19 protein-coding genes are annotated in these 25,984 nt (G+C 35.3%); 2 read left to right on the top strand and 17 right to left on the bottom strand.

The annotated features are described in order from the left end of the window. Positions 1-180: 180 nt before the first annotated feature. From pgi to uvrC, 10 genes are all read right to left on the bottom strand, one after another. Complete coding sequence (pgi, locus tag ACODSI_RS09325; RefSeq protein ID WP_488916576.1) at positions 181-1,824, bottom strand: glucose-6-phosphate isomerase; 1,644 nt, start codon at positions 1,822-1,824, stop codon at positions 181-183. A gap of 120 nt (positions 1,825-1,944) precedes the next feature. After that, positions 1,945-3,168, bottom strand: a complete 1,224-nt coding sequence (locus ACODSI_RS09320) for a peptidoglycan DD-metalloendopeptidase family protein (RefSeq protein ID WP_488916575.1) — start codon at positions 3,166-3,168, stop codon at positions 1,945-1,947. Between the two features lie 16 nt (positions 3,169-3,184). Further along, a complete protein-coding gene (locus ACODSI_RS09315; protein ID WP_488916574.1) occupies positions 3,185-4,111 on the bottom strand; it encodes a tryptophan 2,3-dioxygenase family protein in 927 nt (308 codons plus the stop codon). Beyond that, positions 4,112-4,885: a DUF3108 domain-containing protein gene (locus ACODSI_RS09310; RefSeq protein ID WP_488916573.1), complete on the bottom strand. Its 774-nt coding sequence runs from the start codon at positions 4,883-4,885 to the stop codon at positions 4,112-4,114. 300 nt (positions 4,886-5,185) lie between these two features. After that, on the bottom strand, positions 5,186-6,346 hold the full coding sequence (gene hppD, locus ACODSI_RS09305) for a 4-hydroxyphenylpyruvate dioxygenase (RefSeq protein WP_488916572.1): 1,161 nt from the start codon (positions 6,344-6,346) through the stop codon (positions 5,186-5,188). A gap of 14 nt (positions 6,347-6,360) precedes the next feature. After that, positions 6,361-6,795, bottom strand: coding sequence for a CCC motif membrane protein (locus ACODSI_RS09300; RefSeq protein WP_488916571.1), 435 nt, complete (start codon positions 6,793-6,795; stop codon positions 6,361-6,363). Positions 6,796-6,811: 16 nt separating this feature from the next. Then, positions 6,812-7,969 (bottom strand): homogentisate 1,2-dioxygenase, encoded by a 1,158-nt coding sequence (locus tag ACODSI_RS09295; protein ID WP_488916570.1) that lies wholly within the window; start codon positions 7,967-7,969, stop codon positions 6,812-6,814. 225 nt (positions 7,970-8,194) lie between these two features. Further along, positions 8,195-9,658, bottom strand: a complete 1,464-nt coding sequence (locus ACODSI_RS09290; protein WP_488916569.1) for an APC family permease — start codon at positions 9,656-9,658, stop codon at positions 8,195-8,197. 81 nt (positions 9,659-9,739) lie between these two features. Next, positions 9,740-12,055, bottom strand: coding sequence for a patatin-like phospholipase family protein (locus tag ACODSI_RS09285; RefSeq protein ID WP_488916568.1), 2,316 nt, complete (start codon positions 12,053-12,055; stop codon positions 9,740-9,742). A 12-nt stretch (positions 12,056-12,067) separates the two neighbouring features. Beyond that, complete coding sequence (gene uvrC / locus ACODSI_RS09280) at positions 12,068-13,867, bottom strand: excinuclease ABC subunit UvrC (RefSeq protein WP_488916567.1); 1,800 nt, start codon at positions 13,865-13,867, stop codon at positions 12,068-12,070. A gap of 105 nt (positions 13,868-13,972) precedes the next feature. Here uvrC and ACODSI_RS09275 point away from each other — a divergent pair, with 105 nt between their 5' ends. Further along, positions 13,973-14,560 (top strand): 5-formyltetrahydrofolate cyclo-ligase, encoded by a 588-nt coding sequence (locus ACODSI_RS09275; RefSeq protein ID WP_488916566.1) that lies wholly within the window; start codon positions 13,973-13,975, stop codon positions 14,558-14,560. Here the strand turns inward: ACODSI_RS09275 and ACODSI_RS09270 are convergent. From ACODSI_RS09270 to gdhA, 6 genes are all read right to left on the bottom strand, one after another. Beyond that, positions 14,532-15,182 carry a lipoprotein signal peptidase gene (locus ACODSI_RS09270; RefSeq protein WP_488916565.1) on the bottom strand — a complete coding sequence of 217 codons (651 nt, stop codon included), beginning with the start codon at positions 15,180-15,182 and terminating at the stop codon, positions 14,532-14,534. The two genes, ACODSI_RS09275 and ACODSI_RS09270, sit on opposite strands and share 29 nt — an antisense overlap. Positions 15,183-15,271: 89 nt before the next feature. Beyond that, on the bottom strand, positions 15,272-15,652 hold the full coding sequence (locus ACODSI_RS09265; RefSeq protein WP_488916564.1) for a TraR/DksA family transcriptional regulator: 381 nt from the start codon (positions 15,650-15,652) through the stop codon (positions 15,272-15,274). Between the two features lie 7 nt (positions 15,653-15,659). Then, positions 15,660-19,061, bottom strand: a complete 3,402-nt coding sequence (ileS, locus tag ACODSI_RS09260) for an isoleucine--tRNA ligase (RefSeq protein WP_488916563.1) — start codon at positions 19,059-19,061, stop codon at positions 15,660-15,662. Between the two features lie 121 nt (positions 19,062-19,182). Further along, positions 19,183-19,896: a DNA repair protein RecO gene (recO, locus tag ACODSI_RS09255; RefSeq protein WP_488916562.1), complete on the bottom strand. Its 714-nt coding sequence runs from the start codon at positions 19,894-19,896 to the stop codon at positions 19,183-19,185. 23 nt (positions 19,897-19,919) lie between these two features. Then, the gene (porZ, locus tag ACODSI_RS09250; protein WP_488916561.1) at positions 19,920-22,256 is read right to left on the bottom strand and encodes a type IX secretion system anionic LPS delivery protein PorZ; all 2,337 of its coding nucleotides are present in this window, start codon (positions 22,254-22,256) and stop codon (positions 19,920-19,922) included. A gap of 125 nt (positions 22,257-22,381) precedes the next feature. Further along, on the bottom strand, positions 22,382-23,725 hold the full coding sequence (gdhA, locus tag ACODSI_RS09245; RefSeq protein ID WP_488916560.1) for an NADP-specific glutamate dehydrogenase: 1,344 nt from the start codon (positions 23,723-23,725) through the stop codon (positions 22,382-22,384). Positions 23,726-23,987: 262 nt separating this feature from the next. Between gdhA and ACODSI_RS09240 the strand changes: the two genes are divergently transcribed. Then, positions 23,988-24,776 carry a THC0290_0291 family protein gene (locus ACODSI_RS09240; protein WP_488916647.1) on the top strand — a complete coding sequence of 263 codons (789 nt, stop codon included), beginning with the start codon at positions 23,988-23,990 and terminating at the stop codon, positions 24,774-24,776. A gap of 52 nt (positions 24,777-24,828) precedes the next feature. Here ACODSI_RS09240 and ACODSI_RS09235 read toward each other — a convergent pair whose 3' ends face one another. Continuing rightward, complete coding sequence (locus tag ACODSI_RS09235; protein ID WP_488916559.1) at positions 24,829-25,971, bottom strand: cystathionine gamma-synthase; 1,143 nt, start codon at positions 25,969-25,971, stop codon at positions 24,829-24,831. Positions 25,972-25,984: the final 13 nt, after the last annotated feature.

Genomic DNA, 25,984 nt, shown 5'->3' with positions numbered 1-25,984 from the left:
TATATTTCTATCTTTTAGGTGTTAAGCCAATGTTAACAAAATGCTTTTTCTTGATGTATTATCAATAAAATCCCTGTATTAAAAATAATATTGAATTATCGATAACGTTTTAGTAAAATCAACAAAAAAACCTCAAACAATCATGCTTGAGGTTTTTTTTTATAAATTTAAAGTAGTTTCTTATTTGTTATTCAAGAAATGTTCTAGTAAAAAGTTAGTAGAGCTATCGTGGTTTTTCACTTTCTTAGACTCAATTTCATCTAAAATAGAATTCGCTAGTTGCTTTCCTAATTCGACACCCCATTGATCGTAACTAAATATGTTCCAGATAATTCCTTGAACAAAAATTTTGTGCTCATACAAAGCCACTAAAGAACCCAACGATTCTGGTGTTAACTTTTGAATGAGAATGGTATTGGTAGGTTTGTTTCCTGTAAAAACTTTAAAAGGTTTTAAGTAATCCGCTTTTGCTTTATCAACACCTTGTTTATCAAATTCATCTTGAACTTGTTCGGCAGTTTTTCCATTTAACAAGGCTTCTGTTTGCGCAAAAAAGTTAGACATTAACTTATTATGATGATCTTCATCTCCATACAACGGTTGCACATAACCAATAAAATCGGTCGGAATTAATTTGGTTCCTTGATGAATTAATTGAAAAAAAGCGTGTTGCGAATTAGTTCCCGGTTCACCCCAAATGATGGTGCCTGTTTGGTAATTCACTGGTTTTCCGTCTCTACCAATACTTTTACCATTGCTTTCCATAATGCCTTGTTGTAAGTAGGGCGCCAATTTTTGTAAATATTGTGTATACGGAATTAACGCTTCACTTTCGGCACCAAAGAAATTGTTGTACCATATGCTTAGCAACGCTAAAATTACTGGAATATTTTTCTCAAATGATTCTTTTTTAAAGTGTTCGTCCATTTGATTGGCTCCTTTCAATAATTGATCAAAATTATCAAATCCAACAGCTAAACTAATAGACAATCCGACAGCACTCCATAACGAAAATCGACCGCCAACCCAATCCCACATTGGAAAAATATTGTTGGCATCAATTCCGAACTCGGTTACTTTTTGAATGTTGGTTGAAACTGCCACAAAATGTTTGGCAATATCTTCTTGTTGTGCCGCTTTTAAAAACCAAGTTCGAATGGTTTCCGAATTGGTCAATGTTTCTTGGGTTGTAAACGTTTTAGAAACAATTACAAAAAGGGTCGTTTCTGGATTAATTTTTTTGATTACTTCATTCACATGATCACCGTCTACATTGGAAACAAAGTGAACATTCAAGTGATTTTTATAATATTGCAACGCCTCTACAACCATAGCCGGCCCTAAATCGGAACCGCCAATTCCAATATTTACAATATCTGTGAATGGCTTGCCAGTATATCCTTTTCTTTCACCAGAAGTTACTTCTTTTGTAAATTTTTCAATGCTTCTTTTTACTTCAAAAACTTCTGGCATTACATTTTTTCCATCAACTAAAATAGTGGTTGATTCTGGAGCACGTAAAGCTGTGTGAAGTACAGCACGATTTTCGGTTTGATTGATTAGGTCTCCGTTAAAATATTTGGCAATAGCCTCTTTTAAATTAACTTCTTCTGTTAGCTTTAAAAGTAAGTCTATCGTTTCTTGATTGATGTTATTTTTAGAATAATCTACTAAAAAATCATTCCATTGAATGTGGAATTTTTCTGCTCTGGTGGTATCATTTTGAAACATTTCTTTGATGGAATTGTGTTCCATTTTAGAAAAATGATTGTTCAAATTTTCCCAAGCATTTGTAGTTGATGGATTTGTGTTTTGTAAAGCCATTATTTAATTTTTGAAAAGCAAAATTAGATAAAAGATTACAGATTTAACCAAGAGCATCCCATTTTATCATCTAAAAAGTTATGCAAACGTTGTAGTTGTGGAAAACTTTTACCGTTAAAATTATTTTTTGAATGTAACTTCAGCAACGCTGTCCAATTGTTGCTTTAAAGGACGGATTTGCTCTTTAAATCTTGGCAGATTTCGACTTTCCATGGCTTGAGAGTTGGGCAATTTCAATTTGAGGGCATCTACTTGAACGCCATTTTTCCAGAAACGATAACACACATGTGGACCAGTTGCCAAGCCAGTACTTCCTACTTTACCAATAATTTGACCTTGTTTGACACGTTGCCCACGACGCACCAAAATTTTAGACATATGTAAGTATTGGGTTGAATAGGTTTTGTCGTGCTTAACCTTGACAAAATTTCCATTACCTGCCGTATACCCTGCTTGTTCTACAACCCCAGCAGCCGTGGTCATTATAGGCGTTCCTGTTGGAGCAGCATAATCAGTTCCATTGTGGGCTTTCCATTTTAATTGTACCGGATGGAATCTACTTTTAGAAAAACGAGAGGTTATATTGACAAATTTTAATGGTGCTTTTAAGAAGAAATTCTTCAGTGCTTTACCGGTTTCATCATAATAATCTGTTTTACCATTTCGTTCTTGAACAAAAGGGAATGCATAAATTTTCTGCCCTTTGTATTCGAAAAAAGCGGCACGCAAACTATCTACACCGTCATAAATGGTATCGTTGATGTATCGTTCTGTAAAGCTTAAAGCAAATTTGTCACCTTTTTTAGATTTGAAGAAATCGATAGACCAGGCAAACACTTTGGTCAATCTTCCCGACAAAGTTGGATCGACTTTCATGCTACGCAAAGTTTTGGTTAGAGGCCCAGTCAATTCTCCTGCAATAGTTCTAACTTTAAAGGTAAGCGGTCTAGATTTTTTAAATCCAACTATAGAATCGGTTAAATCAACCAAGTAATAATCAATTCGATTGGGTTGGTAAATTAAATATTGAAGTTTGTTGTATTTGTCTTTAGAACGCAAACACACGTAGGTCTTTTTAAATCGTACACTCGTAGGAAAAGAATCTTTGATAACTCTAATAATATCGGCAGCTTTTTTCCCGTTAAGGTTTTGTTTTTTTAGAATTTTTTCAAAAGTATCTTGACTTTGAATGGTATCGTAATGCACATTAAAGTCATCGAAATGAAAACCAAAATCTACAATGGGTTTTTGAGGCTCAACGTCTTCAATAACAAATTCTTCTTGTTGTTTTTTACAAGAATACAATGCTACTAAAACCAATAAAATTAATGTTATTTTTCTCAATATGAGTCCTTTATTTTTAACAATCTTCACCCCAATTTTTCAACTCTTCCTCACTCCAAAGTTCGGGAAAAAAGATTCTTCTTTGGTATTTTGGATGCATGTATTTTTTCCAATCACTGCCACCAGTAGCTTCTCCAGAACCTTGACCACTTTCAATATATTTTTTGGCAGCGTTCAAATGTCCCATGACCCAAGTAATGTTTACTGTTTTATCGTAATGACGCATAGCTGCTATTAAATCGGAATTTTTTTGATCTTCCTCTGGAAGTTGTTTGAATTTTCTCCAAATGTTACTGGTATTGTATTCTTCCATATAACGCAAGAATTCGTCTTTGTATTTTCTTTCAAACTCTAGAATCAAATACGATTTCTCACCTGTTTTGTAATCTTTCCCAGCAGCTTGCCAATATAAATGTTCAAAAGCATGAGAATACGGTGTATTTCTATCTATAGTTGCTCTAAATCGATAATCAATTAGGTTGATTAAATCGGTTGATGAGAATTCAATTAATCTATATTGAGCACTTTGAAATCCACTGGCTGGCGTTAACGTATTTCTAAATTTCATGTATTGATCTACTTCCATTCCATCACCCATAATATCAAATGAAGTGGTTAGCATGTCAAAATAGCGACTGATTCGCATCAAACGATCGGTAAAAAATTTGGTTTCTGGTTTTTCGCAATGACAGACTTGTTTGATTTCCCAAAGTATCATTTTAAACAACAACTCATTAACTTGATGGTACATTATAAAAACCATTTCATCAGGCAATGTGGTACGTTGCGTTTGAAGGTTTAATAAAGCATCGGTTTGGATATAATCCCAATACGTAATGGGTTTAGACCAAAGTAATCCTTCGAGATGGGTTTCGGTTTTTTGATTGATCGCGTCAAATTTTTGTTCTAATTCCTCAATTAAATGAGTGGTTTCTGAATTCATTTAGTCAACTTTAATTGTAAATGGATTGGCTAATCCTTTGAAAGATTCTAGATCTGCTTTTAAAGAACCCACAGCCAAACTTGCTTTAATCCTTAATGGTAATTTATTGTCGTCGTCTGATATCCAAACGGTTAAACTTTCTTGCTCTTTAAAAACCCTTCCTGACTGCACCAAAGGTCTAAAAATCATGCAAGGAACGGTACCAAATTTAGTATCTAAATCTTCTCTTCCGATGAATTTTAACTTAAATTTTGTGGTTTCGTCATCAAAAAACATATCGATTGCAATAGATTCGCCTACTTTCAATTTATCTACATTAGGATGGTTTCTAAGATAGTAGAAGGTAGAAACAATATCTTGTACATTTTCTGGCGTAGTAAACGTTTTATTGGTATCGTTTTTATAATCTTTTACTAAGATAGTATTTTTATCCTGATTGAAGAAGCCTTCTTGGTTTTTTGTGTAGCCTCCTTCATCAATTTTTCTTACATATTGATACGGTTTTCCGGTAACTTTATCAAAATAAGACTCATAGTTGTCTTCAACCTTAAAGAACCATTTTGACATTCCTGTAGTGTAACCTTTACCAATGGCATGGTATACTTTTTTATTGTTTTTGGTTGCCTCTTTAACTTCCAGTGTGGCATAACCAGCGGTAACTAATCCGTAGTGAATTCTGAACTTAAACCATTCGCCAACTTCAAAAGCTGAAGACTTGTTAGAATCAAAACTTACGGTCAAAAAAAGTAACCCAATAATTATAATCTTTTTCATTTTAGTATACTTTATATGTTTAATTGGTAACCGTATTACAATTTTTGTTCCAAATGTATTAAAACAAAAAAACTCCGTCAAATATTGACGGAGTTTTTATGCTATTAACCAACCAAAAAACTATAAATTATGAAAAACTTATATAAAAATTAAAGGAAACCACTCCTTTTCTTTTTGTGAGTACAAAGATAGTACTGTTTTTGATTTATTCTCAATAAAAAATTAACTTTAACATATTTTTATTAAAAATGTCGGTACTACAACGTTGTATTTTGATGATTGTTTAATAAAATGTGAAAATTATAACGTCCCTCTCAATGCTTGTTCGCGTTCAATTGATTCGAAAAGGGCTTTAAAATTCCCAGCACCGAATCCTTTAGCACCCATTCTTTGAATAATTTCAAAAAATAAAGTTGGGCGATCTTCTACTGGTTTAGTGAATATTTGTAGCAAATACCCGTCTTCATCAGCATCAACTAAAATAGAAAGTTCTTGTAATTTTTTGATATCTTCTTTCATCATATCCATGTGAGACCCTAATCTTCTTGGAATGTCGTCATAATAGGCTTGTGGCGGTGGTGGCAAAAACTCGACGCCACGTGCTTTCAAACCAGAGACGGTTTTGATAATATCATCGGTTGCCACAGCAATATGTTGCACACCTGGGCTTTCATAAAAATCTAAATACTCTTCAATTTGTGATTTTTTATTTCCTTTGGCAGGTTCATTTATAGGAAACTTAATTCTTCCGTTACCATTAGACATTACTTTACTCATCAGAGCTGAATATTCGGTATGAATTTGAGTGTCGTCAAACGAAAGAAAATTTTCAAATCCCATCACGTCTTCGTACCATTTTACCCATTGATTCATTTCACCCCAGCCCACATTACCCACCATGTGATCGATGTATTTTAGCCCAAGTGCTTCCGGATTGTAGTCGGAGTTCCATGCTACAAATCCGGGTAAAAATATTCCGTTGTAATTTTTGCGTTCTACAAAAATGTGAACGGTTTCGCCATAAGTGTATATTCCTGAACGAATCACTTCTCCGTGTTGGTCTTTTTCAACCGTTGGTTCCATAAACGATTTAGCACCGCGTTTAGTGGTTTCTTCCCAAGCCGATTTGGCATCTTCAACCCAAAGGGCTACTACTTTAACACCATCACCGTGTTTTTTCAAATGCTCATTAATTGGTGAACTGCTGGTAAGTGGTGTCGTCAAAACCAACCTGATTTTGTCTTGTTTCAAAACATAGCTTACCGAATCTCTAGATCCGGTTTCTAATCCTTTGTAGGCATGCGATTGAAATCCGAATGCCGTTTTGTAATAATGTGCCGATTGCTTTGCGTTACCGACATAAAACTCTACATAGTCAGTTCCTAAAAGCGGAAGGAAATCTTGTGCTCCTTCAAATATTTTTTCTAGTCCGTAATCAACGGATTTTATTTCTTTTGACATAATTCTGTTTTTTATTACTTCACAGCTGTAGAATCAACACGAATAGAATCGACCGAAATTACTTTTGGTTGTACCGTATCATTAATTTCTACTTGATGTGGAGCTTCTTTTGATTTATAATATTGTTCTAAAATCTTTTTTGATAAATACTGCCCTTGAAATGCGAAGAACACTAGTGAAATAAGAATTAAAATTGAGCTCAAAACCACCCCAATAATGCAAACTATTTTTCCTGCATTAGCATTACCTCTGCTTTCAGAAATATAATTTTCGGGATTCAAATAGAATTCATTTAAGCTTTTATTTGCCGAAACTAATCCTACTATGGAAAGTGCTAATGAAATTATTGCTAAAAAACCGCAACAACAACCTGATATCACTATAACCAAACTTACAATTCCGAGAACTAATGCCGATGGGTCAGCAGACAATTTATTTTTTATAGTCACTTTCTATATTTTTTTATTATTCTAACCACGATTTATAATACTTCCCGTCATCTATTCTCATTGCCTCTTCCGTAACCATTAAAGGACGAAAAGTGTCTACCATAACGGCTAATTCTTCGGTTACCGTTTTACCAATACTGCGCTCCATGGCGCCTGGTGCTGGTCCGTGAGGAATTCCTTTAGGATGTAATGTAATGTGTCCTTGCTCTATATTATTGCGTGACATAAAATCGCCATCTACATAATACAAAACCTCATCAGAATCGATATTGCTGTGGTTATAAGGCGCTGGAATTGCTTTAGGATGGTAATCGTAAAGCCTTGGGCAAAATGAACACACTACAAATGTTGCGGTTTCAAATGTTTGATGCACTGGTGGTGGTTGGTGCACTCTACCAGTAATAGGCTCAAAATTATGAATGGAAAACCCATACGGAAAATTATAACCATCCCATCCTATAACATCAAAAGGATGCGTAGCATAAACCACCTCATGCATCATTCCTTCTTTTTTAATTTTGATGAGGAAATCACCTTTTTCATCGTGCGTTTCTAATTCGACTGGTAATTTAAAATCGCGTTCGCAAAACGGCGCATGTTCTAAGTGTTGTCCCGATTCGTTTTTATATCTTTTTGGAGTATAAAATGGCGAAAAACTCTCAACATAAAACAATCTATTTTCAGTTGTTTCAAATTGAATTTGATATATGATTCCGCGTGGTATAATGAGATAATCACCATACTCAAAGGCAATATTACCCATCATGGTTCGTAAAACACCTTTGCCTTTATGAATAAATAGCATTTCATCGGCATCGGCATTTTTATAAAAATATTGCGTAAGCGATTTTCGTGGTGCCGCCAATCCAATAGAGCAATCTTTATTGACTAACATGGCTTTTCGACTGTCCAAAAAATCATCTTTAGGCTCTACTTCGAAACCTTTTAGCAATAGTGATTTGATATTTTTATCAATGGCTATTTTAGGTTCGACCGAATAGGAGTTCACAATTTCTTTTACTTGTGTGGGCCGATGGGTGTGGTATAATAAGGATGAATGTCCGTGAAAACCTTCTGTTCCAAAAAGCTGTTCGTAATATAAATCGCCGTTTGGTTTTTGGAATTGCGTGTGTCGTTTTTGTGGAATATTTCCGAGTTTATGATATATTGGCATGTTCTTTTTATTTAAATGTTTGAAATTTGAACGTTCTACAACCTTCATTCACAATCAAAAAGAAGCATCTCTCATTCAGGATTTCTCTTGATAAGGTATTTTAAAAGAATTAATAGGTTATCCCATGGTTTCATTATTACAAATATCGTAAAAAATTTATAAAAAAAATCCAAAAGTGTCATTTTATACACCTTTGGATTTTATATGTTTAAACTCGTTTACTGTTTATTCTGGAGTATTCAATTTTGCTTTTCTTTTTCCGTAAACCAAGTATATAAAGACCCCGATTACTAACCAGCCTAACGATAACATTTGGGCGTCAATACTCAAGTTTATCATTAAATAAGTATTAATTACAATTCCACAAGTAGCAATTACTGGCAAAAATGGCACTTTAAAAGGTCTAACCAAATCTGGTTGTTTTTTTCTCAAAATCCAAACCGCAATACACACCATTGTAAAGGCAAATAAAGTCCCAAAACTAGTCATGTCGGCCAATTTGTTGATTGGAGTAAAAGCAGCAACAACAGCAATAACTCCACCTAAAATTAATAAGTTCGTTTTTGGCGTTCCTGTTACCCCATGAATTTTTGAAAACACTGGTGGAATTAATCCGTCTTTAGACATTCCCAAGAAAATACGAGATTGTCCCATAATCATTACCATTAGTACCGATATTAATCCTATCGTTGCTGCTATGGTAACCACATAACCAGCCCAAGCTTGTCCGGCAATATCAAAAGCATAAGCTACAGGCGCTTTAATCGCTTCTGGATATTTACCCATTGGATTAAAATCACTAAAATTCATCATTCCTGTTAACACTAACGACACTAATATGTATAAAAACGTACATACTAATAACGACGTAATAATTGCAAAAGGCACATCTTTTTTAGGATTGATTGCTTCACCTGCTTGAGTCGAAACTGCGTCAAACCCTACATAGGCGAAGAAAATTGCTGCTGCACCAGAAATAACCCCTTTTATTCCATAAGCCTCATGAGATTTACCAACATTGTCAACAATATTTGTCGCTTCTGGAATAAATGGATGCCAGTTGGCAGTATTAATAAAGAAAGCTCCTGCTATAATTACGAATAATACAGCAGATACTTTAAGCATTACAATTAAATTATTGGCTTTAGCAGCACCTTGTGTTCCTCTTACTAATATGGAAATTACAAATAAAACGATACAAAAAGCAGGTAAATTCATAGAAAACCCTTCACCGGTATAACTTGCAGGATCACTGGTTAGCCAATCGGGCAAGTGCAATCCAAACATTTTTAAGAGTTTGTTAAAATAGCCCGACCACGACACTGCAACAGTCATAGAACCCATGGCGTATTCTAAAATTAATCCCCAACCTATAATCCAAGCGAAGATTTCTCCAATAGTACCATAAGCATAGGCATAGGCAGAACCTTCAACAGGCAATATGGAAGCAAATTCGGAATAACATAAAGCAGCAAAAACACAGGCAATACCAGCAATAATGAAGGAAACAGCCAAAGCTGGTCCAGCATGGTAATAAGCTCCAGTTCCTGTAAGCACAAAAATTCCTCCTCCAATAATAGCACCAATTCCTATCGCGGTAAGGCTCCATTTTCCTAGAACTCTTTTTAATTCACTTTTTTTCATATCTGCCTCAAAGGCCGATACCGGTTTTACTCTCCAAACTGACATATCTTTTATATTTTTAGTTTATTGTGTTCAAATATACTTTTTTTGTTTAATATTTATGAATAAAAAGAAATTTTATAGGATTTAGAACCAAAACCCAACATTAATCCAAAAAAATCCTTTTGGTAATTCTGGCGACCAAGAATATTTAACTTCAATAGGACCTAGTGCTGTTTCTAACCCATATCCGAAAGCATAACCAGTATATTTCGGTGTGGCAAGCCAATTTCCTGTGCTGAACAATTTATCTTCTGCATTGGCAATATTGGCCGAAAAATTGACGTGGTTTTTTTTATAAAATTCTACATCCAAAGTAGCTAATGATTTAATATAACCATCAGCGGCAATACTTAAAAAATCATACCCATAAAATGGTTTGAAATTATTAATCGTATTAAATCCATATCCGCCTAAGACAAAATCCAAGAAATGAACGCTGTTTTCTCCAAATGAAAATCCTGCTTCAGTTTGAAATCTCAGATTGATAAATTTGTAAAAAGTTCTTGTAATTCCGAATTCACCTTTCAAAATAGAAAATCTATTGAATTGATTGGTGTAATTGGTAGAATATAGATAGGTTTGTAAATCGCCATTAAAAAACCATCCTTTTTTAGGGAAATATTTATTGTCGAACGAATCGTATTTTAAGTATCCGAAAGCACTGGTATAATCACTATTTTCAAAAATTGGATTCGTATTTTCTAAAGCTTTAGACTTAATTTTAATGTGTTTCATTTCTAAACCTGCACCGATGAGAAACTTTTGCGCAAAAATGGTCTGCAAATAAGCTTGGTTGGTCAGATCAGAAAAATCTACATTTAAAGCATTGATACCGAATTGCGTAAATAAATTTCCATTATTAAAATCGGTAGTCACATTTCTATTGAATTGATTGAATCGAGATTTGAATCCAAAACTAAAATAAAATCCGTTGTCAATATAATAATCTAAATTATACCTAAAATTATCCCCAAGTCCCATATCTAATGATAAAACATCATTCCTAAAAAGTGATTTTTTTTGAGTTAGGTTGATTAATGCTGCACTTTTATACAATCCGTCGTAATGCAATCCAAACTTTATAAAGGTCTTGTTTTTACTTTCGGCAACACTCAAATCCAATTCATCTCCCGAATTAATAGCATTAATTTTATAATTTATAGAACTAAAATTTCCAGTTGCATTTAGGGTGTTGATTCCTTTTTTCAGTTGATCATAACTTATTTTAGAACCTTGTTTAAATCCGAGCTTACCAATGATGTAAGCACGGGTGTAATTTTTCACATCATTAATGGTAATTTGATCGACTTGCAAACTATCGTGCTCAACATTAAGTTGTTGAGTTTTATACTTATCGTTTTTAACGGCAATTTTTTTAAGTTCGTCAAATACGGTCATGGCAGCATCTTCGCCTTTTTTAACAATCTCACTACCCTTGTCAAATGAAATTACCGAATAATCTGAAATGTCTGGTTTTATGTAAATGTCGGTTTTTTTTATTTTTTCTTTCATGCCTTCAATCATTTGAAGGTTGGAGATTTGAACCAATATTTTAGTCGCTTCTCCAAGTGAGTTTCTATCTTTTAATCCGTCTTGCACATCAACACCAATGATAATATCAGCGCCCATTTTCTTGACTTCATCTATAGGATAATTGTTGGTTACCCCACCATCTATAAGCATTCTTCCCTCTATTTCAACAGGTGAAAAAAGCGTTGGAAATGCCGAACTTGCTAACAATGCTTGAGGCAAATACCCTTTGTTTAAAATAAGCTGTTCTCCAGTTTCAATATCAGTAGCGATGCACACAAACGGAATAGGAAGTTGATTAAAATCTCTTACATAGCGCACCTTATGAGTAAGTTTTGTAAGCAAATTGTAGTTATACAATCCTTTGGAAAGTGCAATAGGAACGCCAATAGTTAGCTTCTTAAACGGCAGTGCCATAGCATACAGTTCGTCGTTGCGTTTTTCATAAAAGCTTTTAGAAGTTCTGGGAATATAATCTTGTAAAAGTTCATCAAAATTGGTAGCTCTAAATATCGAATCGATTTGTGTTGCACTATATCCTGTGGCATATAAACCACCAACAACCGCACCCATACTGGTTCCGCCGATGTAATCAACTTTAACGCCTGCTTTTTCTAGCACTTTTAAAACACCAATATGAGCGAATCCTTTGGCACCACCACCCGTTAACACTAATCCGATTTTTGGTCGTTTAATAGAATCTTGGGAATAGGTATTTTGAGCAGAAAGTCCGAAAAAAACAACAAACAAACACAAAAGACGAAAACTGCTTAGCCCTGATAGTAACGAAAATCCTTTTTCTTTCTTTTTTGGAAAGAAAAAGATTGAAGTGAATAGCAGGAAAATGGATTGCAAGTAAGCCTTAATCATTCGCTTCCAAAATTAATTATCGATTTTATGGTAAAAGTCGGAAATTTTTTTGGCTTTTGATGCACCCACAACCTCAGAAATTTCTTTTTCGGTGGCTAATTTCAATCTTTTAACACTTTTAAAATGTTTTATTAAAGTGAGCATTGTTTTTTCTCCAATTCCAGGAATGGTTTCTACAGACGAATTGAGTGCCGATTTGCTGCGCTTGTCACGGTGAAAGGTAATCCCAAATCGGTGTGCTTCGTTGCGCAAAAACTGGATGACTTTGAGGGTTTCCGATTTTTTATCGAGATACAACGGCACCGAATCGCCGGGATAAAACAATTCTTCTAATCGTTTGGCAATGCCGATAATGGCAATTTTTCCGCGCAATCCTAAATCGTCAATGCTTTTAAGTGCCGAAGATAATTGCCCTTTTCCACCATCAATGATGATGAGTTGTGGCAACGGTTGGTTTTCGTCTAACAATCGTTTATATCTTCTGTAAACCACTTCTTCCATAGAAGCAAAATCGTTCGGGCCTTCTACGGTTTTAATATTGAAATGACGGTAGTCTTTTTTGGATGGTTTTCCGTCTTTAAAAACCACGCAAGCCGCCACAGGATTGGTTCCTTGTATGTTGGAGTTGTCAAAACATTCGATGTGGCGCGGTTCTACCGAAAGGCGTAAATCTTTCTGCATTTGCGCCATAATGCGATTGGTATGGCGTTCAGGATCTACAATTTGAATTTGTTTTAATTGGTCTAAACGGTAATATTTAGCATTTCGCTCGGACAATTCTAGAATTTGTTTTTTGTCGCCGAGTTGTGGTACCGTAACCTTTATGTTATCACCAAAATCTAACGGAAATGGCAAAATAATTTCTTTAGAAAGTAATTTAAATCGTTCGCGAAGTTCAACCACCGCTAATTCGAGAAGCTCTTCGTCGGATTCATCTAATTTCTTTTTGAGTTCTAACGTATGCGAACGAATGATGGCGCCGTGAGCAATTTGCAAAAAATTGACGTAAGCAACCGCTTCGTCGGAAATGATAGAAAATACGTCGATGTTGGAAATTTTCGGATTTAAAACGGTGGAACGTGATTGATAATTTTGGAGAACTTCTATTTTTTCTTTGATTTGCTGTGCTTCTTCAAACTGCATATTGGCGGCAAATTCTTGCATCTTGGACTTAAAATCGCGTAAGCTTTCTTTGAAATTTCCTTTCAAAATTTCGCGAATGGCATTGACTTGGATTTGGTAGTTTTCGGCTAGTTCGTATCCTTCGCAACCGCCTTTGCAATTGCCAATATGAAATTCTAAACAGACTTTAAATTTGCCTTTATCGATGTTAGCCGGACTCAAATCGAAGTTGCAGGTACGCAACGGATACAAGCCTTTGATTAACTCTAAAATGGTATTGACCGTTTTAAAATTAGTGTACGGCCCAAAATATTCGGAGCCGTCTTTAATCATTCTTCGCGTGGGAAAAATTCTAGGAAATGGTTCTTTTTTGATGCAAATCCACGGATACGTTTTATCATCGCGCAACAACACATTATAGCGTGGTTGCAGTTTTTTTATTAAGTTATTTTCTAATAAAAGTGCGTCTTGTTCCGATGAAACTACGATGTGTTTGATCTCAACAATTTTGCGAACTAATACATTAGTTTTGGCATTGTCGTGGACTTTATTAAAATAAGAAGAAACTCTTTTTTTTAGGTTCTTGGCTTTTCCAACATAGAGAATTTTTCCGTCTTTATCATAATACTGATATACTCCGGGATTATCGGGTAAGGTTTGTATTTGAAGTTCTAGAGATGGATTGGTCATTTTTTAAGAAATAGAGAAAAGAACATAGATTTCTGTAATTTTCTTCAAACAAATTTAACTTTAAATTCGACACGAAACAAATTGATTTTTTGCTACTTTTACGCTATGCTTAAAAAGGAATTGCGTTTTAAATACAAAGAATTACGAAAATCACTGTCTCAAGAAGAAATTGAATCCAAAAGTTTGGCTATCGCTAATCGATTATTGCAGTTGAATATTTGGGATAAAGTCTATTATCATTTGTTCCTATCCATTGAAGAACAAAAAGAAATTAACACCGAATTTATTCTTCAAATTTTAGCGGGTAAAGACAAAGAAATTGTGGTTTCTAAAAGTGATTTTGCTACCTCAAGCATGACGCATTTTCTTCTTACAGACAACACTAAATTCAAGAAAAACGAATACAACATTCCAGAACCTATTGATGGTTTGGATGTGCCTGTCGCAAAAATAGATGTAGTATTTGTGCCTTTATTAGCCTTTGATTTACAAGGAAATCGAGTAGGTTATGGCAAAGGATTTTACGATAATTTTTTACGGAATTGCAAACCAGAAACCCTAAAAATAGGATTGTCTTTTTTTGAAGCAGAATCAATCATTGAAGACGTATCCGAAAATGATATTCAATTGGATTATCTAGTAACGTCTGAAAAGGTTTATGATTTCACTCCTCTTCGTGATCCAAAACAGTAGAATAGGTTACCATTTTCTTCTTTGGAGTATGAGCAAAGGCTTTTTTGTTGAAGAAGATCAAAATTCCGACACCGGTTGAAATGGCAAAATCCGCAACATTAAAAATGGCATTAAAAAACGTAATTTTTTGTCCACCCAGAAATGGCACCCAGCTTGGCATCATATAATCTTCAATAAAAGGAAAATAAAACATATCCACCACTTTACCATGAAACCAAGTTCCGTAATGGTTTTTTGGAAAGAAAGTGGCCAGATGGTTGTGGCTGTCGTCAAACATTACTCCGTATAAAACCGAATCGATGATGTTTCCTAATGCGCCAGCAAAAATTAAGCAAATGGCTACTAATAAATATTTTGATTTTTCTTTTCTAGTCGAATCCCAAAGCCAATACCCAATGGCTGCGACGGCTAAAATTCTAAAAACAGTAAGAAATAATTTTCCGTATGAACCCGGAATAACGGTTCCCCAAGCCATTCCTTCATTTTCGATGAAAAACAATTTAAACCAGCCGAAAACCTCAACTTGTTCTCCTAAAACAAAATTCGTTTTTACAAATACTTTTGAGTATTGATCGATAACTAATATCAAAAAGATTATGAATGCCGAATTTCTGAGTTTCATATTTTTGGTTTTTGGTGGTGCAAAAATAGTATTATTTTTCTAAAAAAAACGCTCCTTTTGGAGCGTTATATTCTGAATTACAAATGTAATTAGCGTTGCATGTTCTTAGCCTCAATACTCATTGTAGCATGAGGAACAATTTTCAATCGTTCTTTACCGATTAATTTACCTGTTACTTTGCAAATTCCATACGTTTTGTTTTCAACACGGAACAAAGCATTTTTCAAATCACGGATAAATTTTTCTTGACGAATAGCCAATTGCGAGTTTGCTTCTTTACTCATCGTTTCACTGCCTTCCTCAAAGGCTTTGAAGGTAGGAGAAGTATCGTCTGTACCGTTATTCAAATCATTCATATAGGCACTTTTAATCAATTCTAGATCTTGTTGTGCTTTCTCTATTTTCGCTAAAATAATTTCTTTGAACTCTGCTAAATCAGCTTCTGAGTATCTCAATTTTTCATCTACCATCTTTATACTATTTTGAAATTAATATCATTGTTTTTATATCGTCAAACTCAATTTCTATACCATTTTGAACCGTATCAGCAAAATGTAGCTCTTGCGTTAATGTTTCATCTTTGATATAGTTTTCGTTGTTTCTGATAGCTTGCTCTAGAGCACCACTTCGTTGCAACTGCACTTTAATTTTATCGGTTACTTCAAATCCTGAATCTTTTCTGATGTTTTGTATTCTATTCACCAATTCTCTGGCAATCCCTTCTTGTTTCAATTCCTCAGAAATGGTAATGTCTAACGCCACAGTAATTCCGTTTGCATTTGCCACCAGCCAACCTGGAATATCCTGAGAAGTAATTTCAACATCTTGGGTTGTTAAAATTATACTTTTTCCTGAAATATCAAGTGTTAACTCACCTTTGGTGTCAATTTCGTTGATTTGATCTTGTGAAAACTTTTGTATCTCACTAGAAATCAACCCCATATCTTTTCCAAAACGTGGTCCTAAAGCCTTAAAATTAGGTTTAATTTGCTTCACTAAAACACCCGATGCATCGTCTAAAAGTTCGATTTCTTTCACGTTCACTTCGGCTTTAATTAGGTCAGAAACCGCCTCAATTTCTGCACGTTGATTTTCGTCAAGTACAGGAATCATAACCTTTTGCAACGGTTGACGTACTTTTATCATTTCCTTTTTACGAAGTGATAAAACGAGTGAAGAAACCGTTTGCGCTTTCATCATTTTGCTCTCCAACGATTTATCAACAAAGTTTTCAACCGAAACTGGGAAATTTGCCAAGTGAATACTGGTAAAATCCTCGCTTCCAGTGGCGTTAACTAAATCACGATACAATTGGTCCATAAAAAATGGCGCTATCGGAGCCGAAAGTTTGGCCACATTTATCAAGCACGTATACAAGGTTTGATAAGCCGCAATTTTATCCGTTCCATATTCGCCTTTCCAGAATCGTCTTCTGCACAAACGAACGTACCAGTTACTTAAATTTTCCTGAACGAAATCAGAAATAGCACGAGCCGCTTTGGTTGGTTCGTAATCAGCATAGGCTTCATCAACTGTTTTTATCAACGTATGCAATTCGGATAAAATCCAACGATCAATTTCGGGTCTTTCGCTTAATGGAATTTCAGCTTCAGCATATTTGAAACCGTCAATATTCGCATACAAACTAAAGAACGAATAGGTGTTATATAATGTTCCGAAGAATTTTCTACGCACCTCGGCAACGCCTTCAATATCAAATTTTAAATTATCCCACGGATTGGCATTGGCAATCATGTACCAACGAGTAGCATCTGGACCGTATTCAGCCAAAGTGGTGAATGGATCAACAGCATTGCCTAAACGCTTCGACATTTTTTGTCCGTTTTTGTCTAGAACTAATCCATTGGAAACTACATTTTTATACGCAATTTTATCAAAAACCAAGGTTCCGATGGCGTGTAACGTATAGAACCAACCACGAGTTTGATCGACACCTTCTGCAATAAAATCAGCAGGAAATGCTTTGTTTTCGTCTATTAAATCTTTATTTTCAAATGGATAATGCCATTGTGCATAAGGCATCGCACCCGAATCGAACCAAACGTCAATTAAGTCACTTTCGCGTTTCATAGGTTTACCCGATGGTGAAACTAACGTAATGGCATCTACAACATTTTTATGCAGATCAACCAAGTTGTAGTTTTCCTCGCTCATGTTACCAATTTCAAATCCTTTGAATGGATTTTCAGATTGAAAACCAGCTGCAATTGATTGTTCGATGGCATTATACAATTCTTCTACCGAACCAATTAACACTTCTTCCGTACCGTCTTCGGTTCTCCAAATTGGCAACGGAATTCCCCAATAACGTGAACGCGATAAATTCCAGTCGTTGGCATTTTTCAACCAGTTTCCGAAACGTCCCTCTCCAGTTGCTTTTGGCTTCCAGTTGATCGTATCGTTCAAATCAAACATGCGTTCTTTGATTTCGGTTACTTTAATAAACCAAGAATCTAATGGGTAATATAAAAGTGGTTCATCAGTTCTCCAGCTGTGTGGGTAACTGTGAACGTATTTTTCGACTTTAAACGCCTTATTTTCTTCTTTTAATTGAATAGCAATTTCTACATCGGCAGAGCGCTCTGGAGCAGTTCCAGCGTCGTAATATTCATTTTTAACATATTTTCCAGACAAATCACCCAACCCTTGAATGAATTTTCCTTGCAAATCTACCAATGGCACTGGGTTTCCATTTTCATCTAAAACCAACATTGGTGGCACTTCTGGCGTTGCTTCTTTGGCCACTTTGGCATCATCGGCACCAAAAGTTGGCGCAGTGTGTACAATTCCGGTTCCGTCTTCGGTAGTCACAAAATCGCCTGCAATTACTCTAAAAGCATTTTCAGGATTTTGATACGGCAAAGTCAATGGCATTAATTGCTCGTAACGAATTCCGACTAAATCAGCACCTTTACATTCCGTAATTATTTTATAGGGAATGTTTTTAGCTCCTGCTACAAAATTCTCGAAATCAGATGCTTCAGTAGATTCAAAAAATCCTTTTGCAAATTGTTTTCCAACAAGGTTTTTAGCCAAAATCACTTTTACAGGAAGAAACGTATATTGATTGAACGTTTGAACCAAAACATAATCGATTCTAGGACCTACGGTTAAAGCGGTGTTACTTGGCAACGTCCATGGTGTAGTTGTCCAAGCTAAAATATGAATGTCGCCAAAACCTTGTAAAAAGCTTGGTAATGTTTCTGATTTCGTTTTGAATTGCGCTACCACGGTTGTATCCGTTACATCACGGTAACTTCCAGGTTGGTTCACTTCGTGCGAAGATAATCCAGTTCCGGCTTTTGGCGAATACGGTTGAATGGTGTAGCCTTTGTATAGTAAATCTTTGTTGTAAATTTGTTTCAACAACCACCAAACGCTTTCCATGTATTTGGATTTATAAGTCACATACGGATCTTCCATATCAACCCAATACCCCATTTTTTCGGTAAGGTCGTTCCAAACGTCCGTATAACGCATTACGGTTCGTTTACACGCTTCGTTGTATTCTTCTATCGAAATGCTTTTACCGATGTCTTCTTTGGTGATGCCTAACTCTTTTTCAGTTCCCAATTCTACAGGTAAACCGTGTGTATCCCAACCGGCTTTTCGCTTTACTTGGAACCCTTTTTGAGTTTTATAACGACAAAAAATATCTTTAATCGCACGTGCCATTACGTGGTGAATTCCAGGCAACCCGTTTGCCGAAGGTGGGCCTTCAAAAAACACGAATGGTTGGTTTCCTTCACGAGAAGTTACCGATTGTTCAAAGATGTTATTTTCTTTCCAAAATTTAAGGGTTTCTGATGCCACCGTTGGCAAGTCAAGTCCTTTGTATTCAGTAAATTTTGTGCTCATTTTGTCGTATTCTTAAATCAGTTTGCGAAAGTAAGGAATTTTGATAAAAGAGAATAGAAAATAGATAAAAGAGAATCGACTTTTGCCGAAAATTTAGAAAGAATTGTGATTTTTTATGTTTTTAAGAAAAAACTTCCTTTAAAACCTCTAGAGATTTTGGTTTTTTGAATCCGTCGAGGTGAATCGAATAGTAATCCAATAAGATTTTTAATAGCATTTGACGTTCAATTCCAGCGAAGACTTTTTGATTGGAGTCGAATTTTAATTGGATTAATTTTTTAAATAAAAAAGTTTCATGTTCGTTCAAACAACTGGTTCCTTGAAAAGGCGAAAAAATTCCTTCGCTCATTTCGAAAAAATTGAAAGCTGTTTCCGAAGAATCAGGATAAAACCCTAGAAATTTAGTGATTTCCAACAGCAATATCAAATGAAAATTAGCCGTTTCATCATGTGTGTCTAGCCAGAGTAAAGCTGTTTCAAGAAACGTAAATAAATCTTGGTTTTTCTCTTCTTCGTGGATGCTATGATGCAACATTTCTGAAATGAAAATTACAATAGTACTCTTAAAAACATCGGTGTTTATGGTGCTAAAAGCCGTTGCTAATTTGATTTCTTTAAAATGTTCTAACGTTCCTTTATTCTTATGATTGGCCTCAATTTCAAGTAGGGTTAACGGTTGAAAATAGGCGATTTTTTGATTGCTTTTTTTTCCCGAATAGGCACTAGGAACGAAATAACTTTTTAGCCCATCCGATTGGGTAAAACATTTTACAATCAGACTTTTTTCTTGATATCGAAGTGCTGAAATGACGATGGCTTTGGTTTTTACCAACATGGTTTTGGATTTTCTAATTGAAATTACCGAATAATCATCACTTTTTTCACCGTAGTATCGATGCCATCTTGAGCGGAAATCAAAATCATGTATACACCAGAAGCCACACGATAATTTCCAAAAGCGGTGGTATCCCATTCGATGGTTCCGCCTTCGGAAGTGGTTTCGTATACTAAATTGCCTTCAATATCCGTAATTTTTACGATCGCTTTATTGGTTAGATTGGATATTTTAACGGTTCCTGAATACTCTGGACGCACCGGATTTGGGTAGACATAAACGCCGCTTAAATCATTGCTTGGCTTGGTAGCAGTTCCTTTAAATGAAACCAAACCTTTGTCGGTGGCAAAAAAAACTTCACCTGAAACGGAATCAATTTCAATATCATTCACGTTATCACTGGGTAATGGTGAATTTTCTTTAGTGAAATGATGAATGGTTTCTTGACCATTGGACGAAACTAAGTAAACCCCTGAATCGGCAATAGCAACCCATTTTCTGTTGGCACCATCTACCGCAATATCAATGATAAACTGTTGGTAAAATAACTCTTGAGCTAGATCATTTTCAAGGATAATAATAGCTTTAGATTGGATTTCGGTTTCAGAAATAAAAGAATCTACGGAAGGAATAATTCGCAATCCGCCACTGGTTCCAATCCACAATTGATTTTTGTTGTCAACAGCAACACATCGAGCATCATCGGTAGGAAGATTTCCAGAAGTTCCCGATTTTATATTGATGATTTTATTGCTGTAATTTTCATTAAATCCAATGAGACCAATAATATTAGTTGGAATCCATTTGGTGCCGTTTTTATCTACTACTGGAAGTGCGTAACTCGTTTGCAACAAATCGCTGGATTGTAATGATGTGCTAAAATCGTATGATTGCCATTGTCCGCCACTACGCAATACTTTTAAAGGATTGGTTAGAAAATTATTGGTCATCCATAAATCGCCATTTTTGTCAAACGCTGGTCCATTAACACGAATATCAACATAGGCTGGATTAGGTGGTGATAACGCTAACGACTGTAATCCGTCTGTTCCAGTGTTGGTGTTGTTATACAGTGTGGTGGGTACTTCATTGTCTACTTTTAAAAGTCCCGAAAAATAAGAACTCACAAAAAATTGCTTTTCATTTTTAGGATTAAAAGTAATGTTGGAAAGTGATTTGGCTCCAAACAAATTAGCATACGGAATCTGGCTCCAACCAGTAGAATCATATTTGCTAATTGAATATTCAAACAACCCATATGGTGGTTCTGTGTTATAAGGATTATATACTTTATTGTATTTTCCGTACAAAGCCCAAAGTGCAGCACTTGATTTTTTAAGTCTAAAAATCTTATTTCGAACTGGTCCATCGGGTTTGATAAAATCAAAATTTGTAGGATTGGTGATTGGTGAGGAAAGAACACCAGCTTCGTTTGTACCTATATAAATAATTCCATTAATAACTGTAGCACAAGTAAACGTCACTGGAAGCGTGGTTACTTGACTACTCTGTATATGAGTCGTTTGCACTAAAGCTGTATTAAAAATATAAACGTGATTTAGTGTGGTTACTATTAAAAGATTATCGCTTGTTCTAATATCGACACCTGTTTCGGGTAATTGAAAAAACGACACATAAGACGTACCGTTGAATCGAACTAAAGCATTATCGGTTCGCAGGGCTATAATTTCTGTTCCAAAGGCTGTTATTCCGTTCCATTCGTATCCGGATTGGTCAATCCATTGGTTGTAATCGTCTAAAAATTGATTGGACAAATTGGCCCTTCTGATGCCGCTTCCAAAAGAATTTCCTTTGGTTGCCGCGTAGATAAATCCGTTGCTAATACACGTTTGTTGCACTGAAATAAAAGTCCCCTGAGGCCCCATATAATAAGTGTCTCCAAATTCAAAGGTGGTTAAATCGAAAACGGTAATTCCGTAATCACAAGAAATATACAGTTTGTTATTATATTCTAGAAAATGATTGATACGCTTGATTAAAGGCGAAACTGGAACCTCATCCAGAATTCCTTTTTTATACAAAATAGTACCATCTTGATTGACCACTAGAAGCAATCCGTTCTGATTTCCAACAAATGTTTTGTTAAAAGTATCACTATGGTATAGTGCTGTTATGGTTTCAGCTTCCAAACCATCAACTGTAGTGGTGGTTTTTATGTCGTTGGTAACAAGATTTTTAGCAAAAAAAGCGTTTTCTGAAGACGCATAAATGTTTTGGGTAGATTCACTTACATCGGTAATTTGACTGTACGAAAAATAGCCTTGCCACAATTGGTTGTTTTGAGCAAAACTCACACAAAAATGAAACAATAGTAGGATGTATAAACTTTTCTTCAGCATTTTATCAAAAATATAGTGCAACAAATATAGTATAAAACGCAATTATATCTGTTTTCATATAAGGCAATAAAAAAACCTTCTTCCTAAAAAGAAAGAAGGTTTGACTATAAATATAGATTGTTTGTTTACACAATTCCTTGCGCTAACATGGCATCGGCAACTTTTACGAAACCTGCAATGTTGGCTCCTTTTACATAGTCAACATACCCATTAGCATCAGCACCATATTTCACACAAGCCGCGTGAATGTTAGCCATAATACCTTTAAGTCTGTCGTCAACTTCTTCAGAAGACCAGCTCAAACGCAATGAGTTTTGTGACATTTCAAGACCTGAAGTAGCCACACCACCAGCGTTAGACGCTTTTCCTGGAGCAAATAAAATTTTAGCATTTAAGAAAACGGTAACCGCTTCTGGAGTAGAAGGCATGTTAGCTCCTTCAGCCACACAGATACATCCGTTAGCCACTAAAGTTTTTGCTTCCTCTTCGTTCAATTCATTTTGAGTTGCACAAGGTAAAGCTACATCACATTTTACTTCCCATGGACGTTTTCCAGCTACGAACTTAGCATTTGGATATTTCGTTACATAATCAGAAATTCTACCGTAATTTACGTTTTTGATTTCCATTACGTAAGCTAATTTTTCTGCATCAATTCCGTCAGCATCGTGAATATATCCAGATGAATCAGACATTGTAACAACTTTTCCACCCAATTGTGTTGCTTTTTCTGTAGCATATTGCGCTACATTTCCTGAACCTGAAACCACAACTGTTTTTCCAGCAAAACTATCGCCTTTAGTAGCCAACATACTTTGTGCAAAATACACATCGCCATATCCTGTAGCTTCTGGACGGATTAATGATCCTCCAAAAGAGATGCCTTTTCCTGTTAAAACTCCAGTAAATTCATTTCTTAATCTTTTATATTGACCAAACATGTAGCCCACTTCTCTTCCTCCAACACCTATATCTCCTGCAGGAACGTCGGTATCAGCACCAATATGTTTTGACAATTCGGTCATGAATGCTTGACAGAATTTCATGATTTCGTTGTCAGATTTTCCTTTTGGATCAAAATCAGAACCTCCTTTTCCACCACCCATTGGCAATGTAGTTAAACTATTTTTGAAGGTTTGCTCGAAAGCTAAAAATTTCAAAATGCTTAAATTTACAGATGGATGAAAACGAATTCCACCTTTGTAAGGACCTATGGCAGAGTTCATTTGGATTCTGTACCCTCTGTTTACATGCGTTTTTCCAGCATCGTCAACCCATACCACTCTAAACATAATTACTCTTTCTGGCTCGACCATGCGCTCCAAAAGCATTTTGTTTTGGTATTTTTTATTTTCCTCAATAAAAGGAATAACTGTTTCGGCAACTTCTTTCACTGCCTGCATAAATTCTGGTTCGTTGCCGTTTCTTTGTGCAACTAAATCAATAAATGCGTTAATACTTTGTGACATAAATTATAATATTAATGTTTTAAGAAAACGTTTTCGTAATATCCGACAAATATACATTTTATTAAAATAGTGGCACAACTTTTTTTATATTCTCATTATTTTTATGTTTATCTTAACTTTTTTTAAGGATACTTAAAATTAATAGTTGGTTTTAAAACTATTTCTGCTTTTTTTCGTATATAACCAAGTATTTTTTTATTTTATTTTATTAGTGAATGATGTTTTTATATATTTGTCGAGAATTGAATTAATCTGTATGAAAATGACCAAGTATTTTATTGTTACGCTATTGCTTATGTTAGGTTTTACCAACAGAGTATCTGCACAATTCGGTTTTTCGCATGAAATTGGAGGCATTGTTGGACCTGTTGCTTTTCAGTCTGATTATGGTGAAAGACATGATTTTTCTACTAATGCCGGAAATACAGGTTATGGAATTGGACTTATTCATTACTTAAATTTTTCGTACAGAGCAGAATGTAGTTGTTATACTCCTGAAACATATTTTAATGACCACTTCAAATTAAGAAGTGAATTGTCTTATAATAAAACCGATCTGCAGAATTTCGGACAATGGGTTGACCCAAAAAAAACCTCTTTAATGGCAAACCAATTGCGCGCTATGAGAGGAAGTACGGCAGTAACCAATATTGGAATGCAACTGGAGTTTTTTCCATACAGCATTAGAGATTTCACTGCTAATATTGGGAGCTTTGGTCCTTTTATTAGTTTAGGAGGTCAATTTAGTTTTTTTAAACCAACTGCTTATTCTGAATTAGGGCCAGGATTAGGGCAATTACCAACAGTTACTCCTATAAAATATTTAGGTGCTTTTGATGTTAAAGGCGGAACCACTTGGTCTGTAGTGACAAGTGTTGGAACGCGTTATAAATTAACACCTCTTTCTGATTTAATGGTAGATTTAAGATTCCAATATTACTTTTCAAACTGGGTAGATGGATTAAGCCCAGATCCAAGGGTTTATCTTGAAAACAGAGCCAACGACTGGAACATCTGGTTGAATTTTGGCTATATATACTACTTACAATAATAGATACTAAAACACATAAAAAAATCCCGATTCGTTTGAATCGGGATTTTTTTTATCTAAAAGCTTGTTCTAAATCGGCAAGCAAATCATCAATATCTTCAACACCAGTGCTAAGTCGAACTAAGTCGTCGGTAATTCCAACTTCAAGTCGTTTGTCTTCCGGAATAGAAGCATGTGTCATTAATGCTGGATGATTGGCTAAACTTTCAACACCACCCAAAGATTCGGCCAAAGTAAACACCTTTAATTTTTCTAAAAAGGAAATAGCATCTTCTTTTTTGCCTGATGTGAAAGTAAATGAAACCATTCCACCAAAACCACTCATTTGTTTTTTAGCAATATTATGATGTGGATGATCAGGCAAACCAGGATAATAAACGGTGGCCACTTCGGGATGATTACTCAAGAACTCGGCCACTTTCATTCCGTTTTCGCAATGTCTTTGCACACGCAAATGCAACGTTTTGATTCCTCTCAACACCAAATAACTATCCATTGGCCCAAGTGTTCCGCCAGTAGCAAATTGTTTAAAATGCAATTCGTCACCTAATTCTTTGTCTTTAATAATTAAAGCACCTGCAATAACATCAGAATGGCCGCCAAGGTATTTGGTAGCCGAGTGCATTACAATATCAGCACCTAAATCTAAAGGCTTTTGTAAATAAGGAGTTGCAAAAGTGTTATCCACTGCAAACAACAAATTATGCTTTTTAGTGATTTTAGCAATTTCTTGAATATCAGCTAATTTCATCAACGGATTGGTAGGTGTTTCTACCCAAACCAATTTAGTATTCTCATTGATTAACGACTGAAATTTGTCCAAATCGTTCATATCTACAAAATGAAACTTGATGCCGCTATCTTTGTACAAACGCGTAAACAATCGATACGTTCCACCGTATAAATCGTCCATGGCAATAATTTCATCACCGGCTTTGAACAAGCGCAATAAACAATCGGTTGCCGCTAAACCCGAAGCAAATGCCAAACCACGTGCTCCATTTTCAATTGAAGCTAAAGCGTCTTCTAATGCTTGACGTGTTGGGTTGGCAGCACGACTGTATTCGTAATCGCCAACAGGTTGTCCTGGACTGGTTTGTGCATACGTTGAGGTTTGAAAAACAGGTGTCATTACGGCACCAGTCACTTTTTCGTGGTGTTGTCCACCGTGTATTACTTTAGTATTGAATTTCATTTGAATTAAAATT

The sequence above is a fragment of the Flavobacterium sp. FG139 genome (genome assembly GCF_057809695.1).
Note: the sequence above shows the minus strand (reverse complement) of the source record. Positions and strands in the feature narration are given on the sequence as shown.

Coding starts and splice junctions, on each gene's coding strand:
- pgi (WP_488916576.1), bottom strand. CDS start 1,824: ATGGCTTTACAAAACACAAATCCATCAACTACAAATGCTTGGGAAAAT.
- ACODSI_RS09315 (WP_488916574.1), bottom strand. CDS start 4,111: ATGAATTCAGAAACCACTCATTTAATTGAGGAATTAGAACAAAAATTT.
- ACODSI_RS09310 (WP_488916573.1), bottom strand. CDS start 4,885: ATGAAAAAGATTATAATTATTGGGTTACTTTTTTTGACCGTAAGTTTT.
- hppD (WP_488916572.1), bottom strand. CDS start 6,346: ATGTCAAAAGAAATAAAATCCGTTGATTACGGACTAGAAAAAATATTT.
- ACODSI_RS09295 (WP_488916570.1), bottom strand. CDS start 7,969: ATGCCAATATATCATAAACTCGGAAATATTCCACAAAAACGACACACG.
- ACODSI_RS09290 (WP_488916569.1), bottom strand. CDS start 9,658: ATGTCAGTTTGGAGAGTAAAACCGGTATCGGCCTTTGAGGCAGATATG.
- ACODSI_RS09285 (WP_488916568.1), bottom strand. CDS start 12,055: ATGATTAAGGCTTACTTGCAATCCATTTTCCTGCTATTCACTTCAATC.
- uvrC (WP_488916567.1), bottom strand. CDS start 13,867: ATGACCAATCCATCTCTAGAACTTCAAATACAAACCTTACCCGATAAT.
- ACODSI_RS09275 (WP_488916566.1), top strand. CDS start 13,973: ATGCTTAAAAAGGAATTGCGTTTTAAATACAAAGAATTACGAAAATCA.
- ACODSI_RS09270 (WP_488916565.1), bottom strand. CDS start 15,182: ATGAAACTCAGAAATTCGGCATTCATAATCTTTTTGATATTAGTTATC.
- ACODSI_RS09265 (WP_488916564.1), bottom strand. CDS start 15,652: ATGGTAGATGAAAAATTGAGATACTCAGAAGCTGATTTAGCAGAGTTC.
- ileS (WP_488916563.1), bottom strand. CDS start 19,061: ATGAGCACAAAATTTACTGAATACAAAGGACTTGACTTGCCAACGGTG.
- recO (WP_488916562.1), bottom strand. CDS start 19,896: ATGTTGGTAAAAACCAAAGCCATCGTCATTTCAGCACTTCGATATCAA.
- porZ (WP_488916561.1), bottom strand. CDS start 22,256: ATGCTGAAGAAAAGTTTATACATCCTACTATTGTTTCATTTTTGTGTG.
- gdhA (WP_488916560.1), bottom strand. CDS start 23,725: ATGTCACAAAGTATTAACGCATTTATTGATTTAGTTGCACAAAGAAAC.
- ACODSI_RS09240 (WP_488916647.1), top strand. CDS start 23,988: ATGACCAAGTATTTTATTGTTACGCTATTGCTTATGTTAGGTTTTACC.
- ACODSI_RS09235 (WP_488916559.1), bottom strand. CDS start 25,971: ATGAAATTCAATACTAAAGTAATACACGGTGGACAACACCACGAAAAA.